This window comes from Planctomycetaceae bacterium (assembly GCA_041398825.1).
Classification (GTDB): Bacteria; Planctomycetota; Planctomycetia; order Planctomycetales; family Planctomycetaceae; genus F1-80-MAGs062.
Window position 1 is genome coordinate 107,039 of the sequence record JAWKTX010000015.1, and the last position, 15,098, is coordinate 122,136.

Genomic DNA, 15,098 nt, shown 5'->3' on the forward strand with positions numbered 1-15,098 from the left:
AACCCTATTCAACAACAAACATGGCGAGGAATTCAAATGAAACCAGTTGTCTGCTGCCTGGCTGTCCTGGGAGCGATATTAACCGGAACTGTGAGCAATGCGTTCGAAGAGTCCCCACAGCGCTTTGAATTCACTGCCAGAGCGAGTGAAATTGACACACGCACTCAGTCCCATCAGGAAATCAACTTTCTGTTAGAGAAAGATGGCAAGCCGCAGGACCTTCAGCACGCTGTTGTTGATACCAGAGTTCCTTCGCAGGGAAAACTCGTGATTTGGATGATGGGGCATAGTAAACCTCTGTTCGATCGTGTGTCCGGCTACGGACTGCATGCCATTCGAGTTCATTATGCTAATGGCTGGTTTGGCCAGTTTGGCCGGGAACCGGCCCCGGCGGATGAATTTTTCCTGGGCAAGATTCGCCTCGAAGCCGCCACGGGAGAAGACTTCAGCGAAGTGGTCAGCATTCCCAAACCAGATGGCATGATGGAACGAGCTTTCCAGTTTGTCCGCTGGCTGGATGACAAGAACCCGGAAGGAAAATGGGGGCAGTTCCTTAACGATACCGGGGATGGTTTGCGATGGGATCGAGTGATCATGGCAGGAAGCTCGCACGGTTCCACAACATCCGCGCGTTTCGCCAAGCACCAGAAAGTAGACCGAGTCGTAATGTTCTGCGGACCTCGAGACCAATATGAAAGCTGGCAGGGGCTTCCTTCAGCGACCCCAAAGAATCGATTCTTTGCGTTTACGCATGTTCTGGATACCGGGTGGAGCGGTGATCATTATTGCCGCAGCTGGCAACTCCTGGGACTCAACGAATTTGGCCCGATTGTCAACGTCGACAAGACGTCGCCACCTTTCATGAATTCACGCAGCCTGATAACAGATGCGGACGTCAGCGGTGATACTCGCCGCGCACACAGTTCCGTTGTCCCGGGTGGTGCGGCCGTGAAGAATACAGCCGGCGAATTCGTCCACGAAGCGGTCTGGCACTACCTGTTCAACCATCCTGTGGATCAAACCGGCGATCCGACGGCTGCAGATCCTGATTGCCGGATGAACCTCCGAAAATAAAGTCTGCACTGGCGAATCGCCAGGCTCCGTCACACTCTTGCCCAAATAGCGAATCCCGACATATCACAGCCACCGATACCTGACAGAAATCAGACAGACCTGATGCAGCGCAAAGAAAAACACGGCACACAGTTTTCCTTGACGGGGATTGCTGTGTGCCGTGCTTTCCGAAACAGGAGATCACAGGTGTTTCGGGGGTTTGAGCGGTGTTCAGTTCAGAGTAGGGTTCCGGGGGCACTCTGATCAACTGAACGATGATGTCACGAACAGCCTGTTGAAAAACGGGACTGGCTCGAACGGGAGACCTGAAAACACGATGGTTTCCAGTCGTCCTGCGTGCCTGTCCCCGTTTTTTAAGGGACAGCTCAGGTAACTAACGGACTTTGTTCGACAGAACTATGTTGTCGATCGCGGAGACATCAGATCCAGGATTTCCATTCAGAAAATCGCAGATCTCATAGCTCTCGATCAAGCTTTCGGAGAGAAGTCGTCAACGGGGCCCATTCAACGGGCCCCCGTGACGTCACTGAACATCCAGTTCATCTTCTTCCTGCAAGCGACCAACGGAAGCGTCTGTGCTTTTCCGAACGGTAGCTCGAATCCGGGTCAAGGCCGAAGCCCTTGTTCTGAACATCCTGTTCATCTTCATTCCTGCAAGCGACCAACGGAAGCGTCAAAGCTTATCCGAGCGGTAGCTCGAATCCGGTTCAAGGGCGAAGCCCTTGTTCTGAACATCCTGTTCATCTTCATTCCTGCAAGCGACCAACGGAAGCGTCAGTGCTTATCCGAGCGATAGCTCGAATCCGGGTTAAGGGCGGAGCCCTTGTTAGTAGGTGTGGCTGTATGTTTTTTCGCCGCGAGCCCCACTGTTGCACGTCAGATCCATCTGGCTGTCGCATTCGTCGCTGAAGTCAAGGAACGTGCTCCCAACCACTTCACCTTTACGACCACTCGCAAGAGTGAAGTAATACGTCTGATTGATTCCGCCGATCGCCGAACCAACGTCTTCCAGTTCTTCATTCACTCCATAAGACAATTCGGTCAGGCCAACGATCATCCCAAGCACAAGGATCGTGCCAACCAGGACCAGTTCGGCAGAGACGACAAAGCCGTGTTCGTCGTGCGATAGTTTGTTCAACAAGTTCATCTTCGGACTCCGGTTTCTAAAATACTCTGGTGTGAAAATCAGTACGATTGAACTTCACGCTGACCAACTGAGTTGCAGTTGATGTCGCATGCGTTGTCACATTCGTCTTCGAAGTCAAGGAATGTGCTGCCAACAGCTTCACCTTTGCGACCGCTCGCAAGCGTGTAGTAGTAAGTCTGGTTGATACCGCCGATCGCCGAACCAACGTCTTCAAGTTCCTGGTTCACATTGAAACTCAGTTCTGTCAGGCCAACGATCATCCCAAGGACAAGGATCGTTCCAACCAAAACCAGTTCAGCAGAGACCACGAAACCGTTGTTGTCGTTCTTCAAAGCATTCAGCAAGTTCATGTCGAGTTCTCCTGTATCGGTCTGGACTCTTCAGTCCGGCGACGACCTGATTGTTTCGGGATCAGGAAGTCAGATGGTGGCCACCGTCACGGTGACGGTTGGCTCATGCCTCATCTGTAAAGCAGACGGAATGCCAAAGTGCCAATCGCTTTACAAAATGTAAACCCACGCCTCACCTTGCGAGACGCAAGCACATACCCACAATGCACTTGCGAAGATTCCAGAAAACTCAACACCCTGAACACCAGCTGTTCAGCCCGTTCAAAGCCATGATGCCCCGACGCAACACCACTTCCGGAAGAACTCCCGCACAAAGCAGTTAAACTCAGGTGCAAAAACACGTTAGGGAAAAAGCAACACCCGGCAGCATCTGATGCGAAAAGGCGACAGGATTCTGTCGCGTCCCGTGCAGATAGCGCGCACGGCCATTTCCGGCTGCGGCAGGCAATTCCCGGCCGTGAACAGGAGTGAGAGACGGGGCGATTGAGAGAAGCTGCCAGAATCAACGGAATCAGGCTGGCAAACTTTGCAGCGAGTTTACGCCAGAATGGCTTCAATCACATGCCCGTGAACATCTGTGAGACGACGATCAAGACCATTATGGGTAAAGGTCAATCGTTCGTGATCAAGCCCCAGCAGATGGAGGATGGTCGCATTGAGATCATGGATCGAGAGCACGTCCTGCACGGCTTTGAAGCCCAGTTCGTCAGTTGCACCATGGCTGATACCAGACTTGATTCCGGCTCCTGTCAGTACAGCGGTAAAGCCATTGGGGTTGTGATCTCTTCCCTTCGCACCTTTTTGAAACATGGGCATTCGGCCAAATTCGGTACACCAAACGACCAAAGTGTCGTCGAGTAGCCCTCGTTGACGCAGATCCCGAATGAGGGCAGCCGTTGGCTGATCCATGATCCGTCCATGCTCATCATATTGTTCGCGCAGAGCGGAGTGTCCATCCCAGTTGAGTTTTCCACCGCTCGCATAGGCTCCGTTAAACAGTTGCACAAAACGCACGCCCTTTTCAATCAGCCGTCGAGCCAGAATGCAATTCCGTGCATAGTCGGCCTTCAGGCGATCTTCCGTGTCGTCCGCACCATACATATTCAGAATGTGGGCCGGCTCGGTTGAAAGATCGCTGATTTCAGGGACAGAAAGCTGCATTCTTGCGGCCAGCTCATAGCTGGCGATTCTGGCAGCAAGCTCACTGTCACCGGGGTTCTGCATCAGGTGTTCGCTGTTGATTTTCCGCAGGAGATCCCGCGCAGCGATGTCTGCGTCGCGAGAAACAGTTGGCGGAGGTGTCAGGTTTTGAATCGGATCACTGGCGTTGAATGCGGTGCCCTGGAAAACAGCCGGAAGAAATCCGGGGCCCCAATTGTTGATACTGGCCTGCGGGATTCCTCGAGGATCCGGGATAGCGACAAACGCTGGCAGGTCCTGATTTTCGGTTCCCAGGGCGTATGTCACCCAGGCTCCGATACTTGGAAAGCCATCCTGAACAAAGCCAGTCGAAAGGAAATTTTCCGCCGGGCCATGTGTGTTCGACTTACTTGTTAGTGAATGAACGAAAGCGAAATCGTCAACGAGTTCGGCGAGGTGCGGAATCATGTCCGAAACCATTTTGCCGCATTCCCCGTGGGGCCGAAATCCATACTGGGGCCGAGCCAGGTTTCCGGCAGGTCCCTGAAATGTAACAGACGGTCCTCCAGGCAATGGCTGATCATCATGCTTGATGAGTTCAGGTTTATAATCCCAGGTCTCAAGCTGACTACACGCTCCGGCACAGAAAACGACAAGCACATTCTTCGCGCGAGGTTGAAAATGCCCGTGCCGGGGTGCGTGTGGATGTCGAGGATCAATATTGGGTTCGATTCGCTGTGGTCGATCTTCGGAATTGCTGGCAAGAAGTTGCTGTGAGGAAAGCAGTTGCGTTAATGCGATCCCACTGAGAGACGAAACCGATTGGCCAAAGAAATTCCGCCGATCCAGCAGCTGACGGCCAGCGTTCGTGATACGTTCTGAAGACGATTTCATGCGGCAACTCGAATTGGAGGCAAAGGTCAATCAGGTAAAACGAAGGCTATGGCAGGAAGAGAAATTCGTTGCTGTTGAGCAGGACACGACAAAGCGTCTTCAATCCATGCTCCTGAACGACTGGACTGATCCGTTGAAACTCGGATTCCCCGGGGAGCCTGGAAAGCGTCAACAAGTACGCGCGGTCAATCTGTTGCCGTGTGTCAGAACCAACTTCACCTTCAATTCGTTCGGCCAGTTTCGTCGATCGATCGTAGACGAACGGGCTGTTAAACAGATTCAAAGCCTGAATCGCCGTTGTAGACAAACTCCGTCGTGGCATTGCCTGGCCGGCGTCCGGACAGTCGAAGGACCCGAAGACCGGCACCTTTTCCATGCGGATCTTGTGAGCGTAAATCATACGCCGCATATGATCGGGCGTGAACTTCTCAACCGGAGGGAAGCCGTTTAGTCCGCCACGGGTCTTAAAGAAATTGAATCCCGGGCCTCCGGTTTGAAGGTTTAACTCGCCGGTAATCTGCAGCATTCCGTCGCGGATCGCTTCGGCTTCAATCCTTCGAGAAGTAAATCTCCAAAGCAATCGATTTCCCCGATCAATGGCTGCCGCTTCAGGTTCAATATGACTGGATTGCTGCCATGCTGTGGACATCAGCAAAAGGCGATGCATGTGCTTGACGGACCATCCACTGCGGATGAATTCGCTGGCGAGCCAGTCCAGCAGTTCCGGGTGTGTGGGGCGTTCTCCATTGAGACCAAAATCACTGGGGGTTCCAACGATCCCCTGACCAAAGTGATATTGCCAAATCCGATTGACCATGACCCGCGCGGTCAGGACATTTCTTCCTGACCCAATCCAGTTCGCCAGCGCGAATCGTCGCTGCTGGTCGGCAGTAAACTCCTCAACCTGCGGTTTAGCAAGCGAATGCGAAGAATGCGTTTGCCGGTCGATCAACACATCGATACCCGTCGCTTTGGCATCCGGATGACTGACAAAGACCGCGGGAATCGCTGGCGTTGTCTCTTCGAGCCTTTGTTCAGCATCACCTCGACGCAACAAAAATGTCTTTTCGGGCTCATGGAACACTCCGGCGTAAACCATGCGAGGTGTTTCCAAACTGGACTTCTGCTCACTGAGCTGACGCAGTTCTTCCGAAAGTGCATTGAGATCGGTGACTGAGCCATCGGCCGTCGCTGTTGCATCTGAGGAGGTAAGCCATTTTGAACGCAGCATCGCCTGCACCAGGTCAAATGGAGCATCCATTACCGCGCGATCACTGTTTGTCGCGACGGTGTTCCATTCCTGGCCGTCCAGAGAAACATCAATCGAATAACGAACTGGCAATCGATCTCGAAACTTGCCTGTACGATCGCGGCCCCAGGAGACGCGATCGATCAGGTAAGGTCGCGGGAATTCCAGCTGGACCCACCCTCGACCTCGTTCATTGGAAATCCAGCTGTGTTCGTTCCCATACAAGCCATCGTTGATGTGCCTGAGTTGATGGCGGCCGGTTTCGGAAAGATTGCCACTTGAGGTCGGCTCTGTCCCCAAAGCGGCGAGTGCAATATTCTGGCCGGGTAAGTCAGGAGAATCGGTCGACGCAAACACTTCCAGTTCGTCGAGGCATGGTTCGTACTGATCGTTATTGTGTGTGTTCTGAATCGAGAACCGAACGAACCTGGCTTCAACGGGAGCGAATCGCTCCGAGTTAGCTGCAAAGTTCAAGGGCGGCCGCAGAATCGGCTGCGCCGTTTGCAATGAACCAGCCATGTCAGGGGAAACTTCCTGCAGGACAATAACATCCGCGGTTATTCCGCTACCGGTTTGTCCGGACCGAAGAATCAAACGCGAGCGAGGCTGCAATTCCAGACGTCCCACGGGATAGAGTCCGCTCCACAGCGGCTTCTTTTCTGAATCTCCCTCGCTAATGCCTGCCAGATAATACTGGTCGATCCTTGCGACCTCGCGCTGATCGTCGAGCGTCTGCAGGTCGCCATCCAGATCCAGAATATAGCGAGCATCACGAGTGTGCACACCGCTCCCGTGAGCCCCCCAGCTTATCCACAGATCAAAAACACCGGCAGCCCCCGGATTGTAAGTCATGATGTCGGCGCCCGGCTGACCGTCTTTTCCGGGTTGATTGTTCCACCATGTGTACTGGCCGCCACTGATATTGCCGACAAGCTCCTTTGACCCACCATCGTCTCGGTATCCCCGCTGGACACCACCGGGATTTGTCCCCGGGCCATTGGCTGGTTGAAGGATGGTTGTGAACTGAGGGTCCTGTTCATCAATGACCAGCGTACGAACATTCAGCGCGAAGGGTTCATATTGAAGAAGACGATCCTGCAGTTCTTTGATCTTCACCGCAAGATCATTTGCCTGTTGTCGTCGATGCTCAGTTTCAGCATCTCGAATCGGTCGATCCCCGTAGTCGACGCCGGCAAAGAACGCCTGCATCGAGTAATAGTCCTTAGCGCTGATGGGATCGAATTTATGATCGTGGCATCTGGCGCATCCGATCGTCAATCCAAGAAAGGTTCCGCCTGTTCCCACGATCATTTCATCCAGCGCATCCTGCCTGGCAGCGCGTTTCGACTCTTCATCTGCTCCGATTTGCCCCGGCAAAAGCACGGCGCTGGCAACAAGAAACCCGGTGGCCGCATCAGCGCCGTACACATCACCAGCGATTTGTTCGCGCACAAACTGATCGTACGGCAGATCTGCGTTGAATGACTGAATAACATAGTCCCGATAGGGCCACGCATTTTCTCTGGGAGTATTCACCTCAAAACCGTGCGTGTCTGCGTAGCGGACAATATCGAGCCAGTGTTGAGCCCAGCGTTCACCATAGCGAGGGCTTGCAAGCAAACGTTCGATCAGTCTCGGCCATGCGTCCACAGAGCGATCATTGCAGAACTCTTCGACCTGCTCCGGCGCAGGAAGCAGGCCCGTCAGCACGATTGACGCTCGCCGAATCAGTGTCCGGCGATCCGCCCTGGGAGAATATTCAAGCCGTGCCTCATTCAGACGAGACACGAGAAACCTGTCCACGGCAGTGAATCGGGGATCGTCCGACGCCGGGGGTTCACCGGGCACGATGGGCTGAAATGCCCAATGGCTGAGCCGTTTGTCGATGGCAGCTTCTCGGTCGTACTCAGTTTCCGGCCAGTTCGCGCCAGTATCGATCCAGCTCTTCAGAAGATTGATCTGTTTCGGCGAAAGTCGCTCTCCATCCGGCGGCATCTGCATGTCGGAGTCGCTGGTGGTAATTCTTCGAATTAATTCACTCTGATCACTCTTTCCGGGCAGAATGACTGCCCCGCTGCTTCCTCCCCTGAATGCGGAATGGCGAGCATCCAGCCGCAGGCCGCTTTGCTGATCGTCCGGCCCATGGCAGTCCGCACAATATTGAATGAGGAGCGGACGAATTTGTTCTTCGAACTGCACAACGGGGACGTCCTGTGCCACAGCAGGCATCAGTCGAACGACCATAGCCACCCAAAACGCAACCGCCCATCCACCGAATCGGAAGGACGACGCCGATGGGGTCACTCCACATGCCCGACCTGCACGTCTGCTGATGAGCGTTGAAGACAATCGCCGGAAGGGCAACGGGTGGATTTGAACCGGCTTGCAATTGACAGGCGGCATCAAACAGCTTTCGTTTCAGAAGTTGAGCAGCAGACCGGAAAATCACGACTGGTCAGAAGTCCTGCAAATTCTGCTTCGACCCGTTTGACGATTGACTCCTCTCCTGACATCAACACCACAAGCCGAGCAACGCCACTTGTAACGGAATCAGTGAGATTTCCCAAGGCTCCGGGAAACACCAGTAGGTCTGCGGCATCTCCAGGCAAGTCCTGCCGTGAGTTCAGTGTCGTGTTGCGCATCAGCAGGTCCTTGTCGCCGAGCGATTCGCCGGTGGGATCTCTGCCAATTCACCAGTCTTCGGAGCAGGATCAAATACGTTTAACTCAGGATTTCGTGCACAACGCGGGAAGGCAGGACACCGGTCAGTCGCTGGTCGAGGCCCTGATACTTGAACGTCATTCTTTCGTGTTCGTAGCCGAGTTGATGCAGAACAGTGGCATGAAAATCACGGATGTGTACCGGGTCTCGAACGATATTGTAGGAGAAGTCATCTGTCTCACCGTAGATCGTACCGCCCTTGAATCCACCGCCTGCCATCCACATCGTAAAGCATCGCGGATGATGATCGCGCCCATAATTGGTTTTCGACAAACCACCCTGGGAATAGATCGTTCGACCGAATTCGCCGCCCCAGATAATCAGTGTCTCATCGAACATGCCTCGGTTCTTCAGATCATTGATAAGTCCGTATGTTGCCTGATCCAGGTCCCGACATTGATCGGGCAGTCGTCCGGCGGCATTCGCGTGGGTATCCCAGTTGTTGTGATAAATCTGGACGAAGCGAACACCGCGTTCCACCATTCGACGCGCGAGCAGCATCGTGTTGGCCAGAGTGCCCGGCTGCTTTGCGGCGTCCCCGTAGAGTTCGAACGTCGATTGTGATTCGCTCGCGATATCGGTGAGTTCCGGCACACTGCTCTGCATGCGAAAGGCCAGTTCATATTGCTGAATGCGAGTATGAATTTCCGGATCTCCTATCGCCCGATAATTCAGCTCATTCAGTTTCGAGATACCGTCGAGCGTCGTTCGCCGAACATTCGACGAAACACCATCCGGATTATTGATAAACAGGATTGGATCCCCAGCTGTTCGCAGTGCCGTGGCAGCATGTTCTCCCGGCAGGTAACCTGATGACCACAAGCGAGCGCTAATCGCCTGAACCTGTTCGGTGTTGGTTGGACGGGCGACCATAACGACGAAAGCGGGAAGGTTCTCATTCAGTGATCCAAGTCCGTACGACATCCATGATCCGAGACAAGGTCGCCCCGTGACCTGGTTCCCTGTCTGCAGGAGACTAACGGCTGGTTCATGATTAATAGCTTCCGTGTACATGCTCCGAACAAAGGCCATGTCGTCAACGACTTTCTTTGTCCAGGGAAGTAACTCTGTCACCCACATGCCGCACTGTCCCGCCTGTTCAAACTTGAACATACTGGGAGCAATCGGAAACCGAGCCTGACCGCTGGTCATAGTTGTGAGTCGTTGACCGTTACGGACAGACTCGGGCAGATCCTTGTCGTACCAGTCATTCATCTGAGGCTTATAGTCGTAAAGGTCCAGCTGCGATGGGCCGCCCACCATATGCAGGTAGATGACATTCCTGACCTTTTGCGGCAACGTGGTTGGAATGGCACCGGCATGCCCGGGATTCGAAGACGGGATTTCTGCACCTCCGGCGACAGGGCATCTCATGGCATCCGGCCCCATCAGCGATGCCAGCGCAGCCGTGCCAAGCAGATGTGATCCCCTGGAAAACAGGTATCGCCGGGTGATATTTCTTTGCAGTTCATTCAACATGGCAGCTCCTCCGAATCGAAATTCCGGATCGACGACAGTTCATGATCCATCATTGCGACAGATTGCCTCGACGACGTGGTAAATGGAAAACGTCCAGCGATTCCCTGCTATTTGGTGACAACTTCGTCCAGGTTCATCACTTCGTTACAAATCATCGTCCATGTGGCGAGTTCAATCACATCCAGCGATGGATCAGCAACACTCTCCCCCACCTTCACCAACGCTGCGGCTTCTTCCGAATGTTCCTGATACCAGTTCGAGAGTTGCTTGAGTGAACCGCGTAACACAGCTTTTTCCCGGGTATGAAACTCACGACAAAGCACTCGCATAGCCAATTGATCCCAGCGTTTTTCGACATCATTTTCGGCTGTCACAATCAATTGCTGAGCAAGATGGCGGGCCGCTTCAATCATTTGTTCATCGTTTAGTGTGGCAAGGGCCTGCAGCGGTGTGTTGGTTCGTTCGCGACGTACAACGCAGAATTCCCGACTGGGAGCGTTGAAGATGTCCATCGAAGCCGGAGGTGCCATGCGTTTCACAAAGGTGTACATGCTGCGGCGATACAGCGATTCTCCCGAATCACGCTGATAGCTGCGAGTATTGCTGACATTCATCGCAATCGCCTCCCAGACCCCAGCCGGCTGGTAAGGTTTGACACTGGGCCCGCCGATCCTGTCGACCAGCAATCCACTTGCAGCAAGAGCGTAGTCGCGAATCATCTCAGCATCCATACGAAAACGCGGGCCGCGTGACAGCAGACGGTTCGACGGATCGTTGTCCAGCTTTTGAGCAGAGACAACAGCCGACTGGCGATAGGTCGCAGACAAGACGATCAGTTTGACAAGTTTCTTGATGTCCCATCCCGAATCGCGAAACTCAATGGAAAGCCAGTCGAGCAATTCAGGATGAGACGGGAGTTCGCCAGAGACACCAAAGTCACCTGCTGTCCGAACGATCCCGGTACCAAAGATCTCCTGCCAATAGCGATTGACGGTGACGCGAGCGGTCAGCGGATGGTCCGGACGCATCAGCCATTTCGCAAAACCCAGTCGATTCTTCGCCGCATCCTCCGGATAGCCAAGGATTGCGGTTGGTGTGGCAGGAAACACTTGTTCGCGCCGCTGATCATACTCGCCCCGGTGCAGGACGTAGGCGGTGGCTGGTTCATCGCGTTCGTTCATGACATGTGCAATTGTGCCCCGTGCTCGGATGTCAGCCTCTTCCTTCTTCAGAGCCGCGTGCTCCGATGTTAACTGCCGGAAAGGCTGATCGAACCGATTCAGCCAGAACGAGTAGAGCTGGTCCAGTTCATCCACGCTTCGCTGATCGGTCGGTTTGGCAAGAGTGGCTTCATATCGACTGCGCTGGGCAATCGCATCTGCTTCGTCAGGCGACAGAACGCGGCGATAAATTCGGAGGTCCTGAACATCCCCGGTGAATGCTTCATTCCCGCTCCGCTGACCAATTCGAAACGGCACTTCGGTTCGGATCGTGGAATCGTCCAGCTTATCGTTTTCGATATTGGCTGCCTGCGACTTGCCGTTGATGTAGATCTTCAGACCAGACGCCTTGCGACTTCCGTCGTAGCTGATCGCAACATGTACCCATTCATTCGCCGGAAGCTGCTCTTTGCTGACAACCTTCAAACCCTTATCGGGCCATGAATGAATAATGTGCATACCAATACGCCGTTGCTGCACCCACACATCCCAACCCCGATAGGCGTTGCTGCTGTCCATTCGGGCACACACGGGGCCACTGCCATCGCTCGCCGGTATGTTCAGCCAAACGGAGGCAGAAAACGGCTCGGTTGATTCAAAATCGCCGAAGTGCGGCAGTTCACACGCAACGCCCTGCACCGACAACGCCTTTCCGCCTGGCGCGTCCTTCCAGGTTGCGGAGTCGTTCAGATCAACGGTTTGAGCCAATTCATCGACCTTCATCTCCACTTGTCGACCATCCCCTTCGTTGAGCAATGCCTGCATGACAAGTTGCTCAGCAGAAATCTGCGGACCGAGTGAGGCCGCACTTGCCTCCATTTGCCATGCATCGAACTCCGGACGGGCCAGCCTGCGTCGTTCTTTCACCTGACTGCCCGCACTGGCTATCAGTGCTGGCAATTCTTCGAACCGGGCCCGGTCTTCATTTCTTGGCACAACAATAACCGGGGGAGTATCTTTAACGTTGCCGTCGCGAACTTTCTGTGTGCTGTTGTTGAAGAAGGCCGACATCTGGTAAAATTCAGCCTGACTGATCGGATCGAACTTGTGACTATGGCAGACGCAGCAGTTCATAGTCATCGCCATCCAGACCTGTGCAACCGTTTCGGTTCGATCGCGCGTGTACAGCACGGCATACTCTTCGTCGATGATGCCACCTTCGTTGGTTGTCATGTTGCAACGATTGAAGCCGCTGGCAATTTTTTGATCCAGGGTCGCATCGGGAAGCAGATCACCAGCAAGATTCTCCATTGTGAACTGGTCGAATGGCATATTCTGGTTGAATGCCCGGATGACCCAGTCGCGGTACGACCACATCTCACGGAAGTTGTCAAAGTGAATTCCGTGGGTATCGGCGTAACGAGCGTAATCAAGCCAGTAACGTCCGCGATGCTCACCCCACTTTGGCGAGGCCAGCAACTGATCAACCAGATTTTCATAGGCTCCTTCAGAACGATCTTCCACAAATGCCTGAATGACTTCAGGTCGCGGGGGTAATCCGGTCAGATCCAGACTCACGCGACGTGCCAGTGTGTAGCGATCGGCCTCATCGTTCGGAGTCAGGCCATTCTCAACCAGTTTCTTCAGAATGAAATGGTCGATCGCATTCTTCGGCCAGTCCATCAATTCGTCTGCACCAGTGACGGTTGGTACCTCGGGACGTTGTGGAGGAATCAGGGACCAGTGTTTCTGATATTCGGCCCCGCTCCTGATCCAGTCGACCAGCACTTGTTTGTGTTCAGCAGACAGTTCTTTTTTCATCTCCGGCGGCGGCATCATCTCATCATGGTCGTCGCTGAGAATCCGACGAATCATTTCGCTGTCGTCTGGGTTCCCGGGAATGATGGCTCCCGAATCTCGCGCAGCGTCAGACTGGTCCAGTCGCAGATCCCCTTTCCGTGACGCGCTATCCGGACCATGGCAGGAAAAGCAGGCGTCCGAAAGAATTGGCCGGATGTCGCGATTGTATTCAATGAGCCTGTCGCCGGATGCTTCCAACTTCGGGAGGAAGAGAAGGCATGAAAAGGCAGCAACGAACAAACGGATCAGACTTGTCGCGGGTTTGCCATCATCGTTGAACAATGTTTGTTGAGCGACCATCATGAAAACCTCGTATGAGTTTCAGAATGACATCGGGGACCCCGACACTGAGAGATGCAGCGTTCTGCATCGGTCAGACGGATTCGAAGTCAGGTCTCAAAATGATTTTTGAGTTCAGGGAAAGTGATTGGCGGGTGAAGCCTCAACAAATGCGGGCGTTTGGCGGGGCTTCAATTGGGGCGGGCTATTCTCGAAACACTCCTCAGACTGACATTCCAACGGCCACCTTGTCAACCGATTTTGCCCGGAAGGCTTTGTTTTGTCCTGCGCGACCGTCTTAAAGTGAGCTACGCACGATTCCAGATTGCGGAGCCGCACGCATTGTGCAGAATCGCACAAATTGCACACCGGACGCGCGATGTATGAAGGCCCCCATTTTGCTGAAGCCAGCGAAGCCGCGTAACGTTTGACTCTGTTTCTCGCTTCGCACGAAGAGTTTTCCCTCTTCAGCAATGGAGCCCAAACATGAATCACACAAATCAAATCCCGGCAACGTCTTCCACAAGCATGCAGACCCTTCGTCACGACAACACTGTCGTTCTTAAAGAAGAACCAACACAGAGAGGTGGCATTGCTTTGACGAAAACTCTGGCGGTCGGCTTCCTTTTCGCGTTGTCGTTGTGCATCGCCAATCCTGCCCTGCAAGCCAGGGAACCGCTTCCAGGCACGCGTGATGCCAGGATCCAAACAACCTATTCGTCGGTTTCATTCCTCGATGCCATGTATGACTTTCAAGTCTGGTCAGCAGACATCTCGGATTTGCCGGTTGATTTTATCATCTGGGCCAGGAGGGCAGATGGCCAGTGGACCGAGGTGCACCGATATGACTGGAGCGGCAGTGTCGACCATGGAAGCTGGACCGACTTCGGCATCTATCTTTTCAGCACTCACTGGAACGCAGTTCAATATGCAGAAACGCTGCTCCAGGATGAAGAAATCACAGCGTACTTGATCGAAGAACGTCAAAGGGAGCCGCACTGGATTCTTCTCGAGACCTTTGATACTCAAATGCAGGCTCAGGAATTTTGTGAAGACGCTGTGTCCATCGCGACGCGTTTTGGTCTCACGATTGAAACCAGAATTGTGCCGATCTCCACTCTGACGGCAGGACCTCTCACGCAGTTGAATCGGTGAGTGATTTCCTGAATTGAACAATGCGAATTTCACCATCGTACTGACACCGGCTGAGTTCATCCTCAATCCACGCTAAAACCGTACCAGCATCTCGACCACCTGTCCCGGCACCAATCAGAGGTATGGCCATCGAACGATACTTCCTGTCCGCTGCCAACAGAACAGCATTTCTTACACTGTCACGAATAGAACGTTCTGTTGATCGCCAGAACATGTTGATTCCGGCAACGTGGATGATTGCCCGAATTGGCAAACGACCGGCTGATGTCTCTACAGCATGGCCCAGTGGCAGCGGGCCGAGACGGGCAAGTTCGCGGAACGGTGCCAAACCAGCGGCACGTTTTATCGTTCCGGAGACACCCTGCGGAAGCAGCAGCCACCATGGAATGATGTTGCGATTCCATGCATTGACAATGACTTCCACGGGCTGATTGACAATGTTGCCCTCAACAACAGTTACCCGCATCCCGATTTTCCTCCCACAATGCCATTCCCAAAACTCTTTGTCAGGCAACGGGAGGATCTGACTGGAACGTGAATTTGTCCGTCAGATTTGCCGGCATCGTGAGGATTGACTGAAAAACACAGGA

General features: G+C 53.7%; 9 protein-coding genes. 2 read left to right on the forward strand and 7 right to left on the reverse strand.

Going from position 1 to position 15,098, the window contains the following annotated elements:
* Nucleotides 1-36 precede the first annotated feature (36 nt).
* On the forward strand, nucleotides 37-1,074 hold the full coding sequence (locus R3C20_22500) for a hypothetical protein (GenBank protein MEZ6043277.1): 1,038 nt from the start codon (nucleotides 37-39) through the stop codon (nucleotides 1,072-1,074).
* A gap of 826 nt (nucleotides 1,075-1,900) precedes the next feature.
* Here the strand turns inward: R3C20_22500 and R3C20_22505 are convergent.
* The 6 genes from R3C20_22505 to R3C20_22530 form a co-directional block, all read right to left on the reverse strand.
* The gene (locus tag R3C20_22505) at nucleotides 1,901-2,221 is read right to left on the reverse strand and encodes a branched-chain amino acid aminotransferase (GenBank protein ID MEZ6043278.1); all 321 of its coding nucleotides are present in this window, start codon (nucleotides 2,219-2,221) and stop codon (nucleotides 1,901-1,903) included.
* 38 nt (nucleotides 2,222-2,259) lie between these two features.
* Nucleotides 2,260-2,571, reverse strand: coding sequence for a branched-chain amino acid aminotransferase (locus R3C20_22510; GenBank protein MEZ6043279.1), 312 nt, complete (start codon nucleotides 2,569-2,571; stop codon nucleotides 2,260-2,262).
* A 537-nt stretch (nucleotides 2,572-3,108) separates the two neighbouring features.
* On the reverse strand, nucleotides 3,109-4,605 hold the full coding sequence (locus R3C20_22515) for a DUF1501 domain-containing protein (protein ID MEZ6043280.1): 1,497 nt from the start codon (nucleotides 4,603-4,605) through the stop codon (nucleotides 3,109-3,111).
* Nucleotides 4,606-4,651: 46 nt separating this feature from the next.
* Nucleotides 4,652-8,257, reverse strand: a complete 3,606-nt coding sequence (locus tag R3C20_22520; GenBank protein ID MEZ6043281.1) for a DUF1553 domain-containing protein — start codon at nucleotides 8,255-8,257, stop codon at nucleotides 4,652-4,654.
* 318 nt (nucleotides 8,258-8,575) lie between these two features.
* Entirely contained in the window at nucleotides 8,576-10,054 is a 1,479-nt protein-coding gene (locus tag R3C20_22525) for a DUF1501 domain-containing protein (GenBank protein MEZ6043282.1), read from the reverse strand.
* A 107-nt stretch (nucleotides 10,055-10,161) separates the two neighbouring features.
* Nucleotides 10,162-13,374 (reverse strand): DUF1553 domain-containing protein, encoded by a 3,213-nt coding sequence (locus R3C20_22530; protein ID MEZ6043283.1) that lies wholly within the window; start codon nucleotides 13,372-13,374, stop codon nucleotides 10,162-10,164.
* Between the two features lie 465 nt (nucleotides 13,375-13,839).
* Between R3C20_22530 and R3C20_22535 the strand changes: the two genes are divergently transcribed.
* Nucleotides 13,840-14,508: a hypothetical protein gene (locus R3C20_22535; GenBank protein ID MEZ6043284.1), complete on the forward strand. Its 669-nt coding sequence runs from the start codon at nucleotides 13,840-13,842 to the stop codon at nucleotides 14,506-14,508.
* On the opposite strand, the gene R3C20_22540 is transcribed toward R3C20_22535, so the two are convergent.
* Nucleotides 14,489-14,974, reverse strand: coding sequence for a macro domain-containing protein (locus R3C20_22540; protein MEZ6043285.1), 486 nt, complete (start codon nucleotides 14,972-14,974; stop codon nucleotides 14,489-14,491). The two genes, R3C20_22535 and R3C20_22540, sit on opposite strands and share 20 nt — an antisense overlap.
* Nucleotides 14,975-15,098 lie beyond the last annotated feature (124 nt).

Bases quoted from the DNA above. Each gene is read 5' to 3' on its own strand.
- R3C20_22515 (MEZ6043280.1), bottom strand. From the start codon at position 4,605: ATGAAATCGTCTTCAGAACGTATCACGAACGCTGGCCGTCAGCTGCTG.
- R3C20_22540 (MEZ6043285.1), bottom strand. From the start codon at position 14,974: ATGCGGGTAACTGTTGTTGAGGGCAACATTGTCAATCAGCCCGTGGAA.
- R3C20_22530 (MEZ6043283.1), bottom strand. From the start codon at position 13,374: ATGGTCGCTCAACAAACATTGTTCAACGATGATGGCAAACCCGCGACA.
- R3C20_22500 (MEZ6043277.1), top strand. From the start codon at position 37: ATGAAACCAGTTGTCTGCTGCCTGGCTGTCCTGGGAGCGATATTAACC.
- R3C20_22520 (MEZ6043281.1), bottom strand. From the start codon at position 8,257: ATGCCGCCTGTCAATTGCAAGCCGGTTCAAATCCACCCGTTGCCCTTC.
- R3C20_22510 (MEZ6043279.1), bottom strand. From the start codon at position 2,571: ATGAACTTGCTGAATGCTTTGAAGAACGACAACAACGGTTTCGTGGTC.
- R3C20_22525 (MEZ6043282.1), bottom strand. From the start codon at position 10,054: ATGTTGAATGAACTGCAAAGAAATATCACCCGGCGATACCTGTTTTCC.
- R3C20_22505 (MEZ6043278.1), bottom strand. From the start codon at position 2,221: ATGAACTTGTTGAACAAACTATCGCACGACGAACACGGCTTTGTCGTC.
- R3C20_22535 (MEZ6043284.1), top strand. From the start codon at position 13,840: ATGAATCACACAAATCAAATCCCGGCAACGTCTTCCACAAGCATGCAG.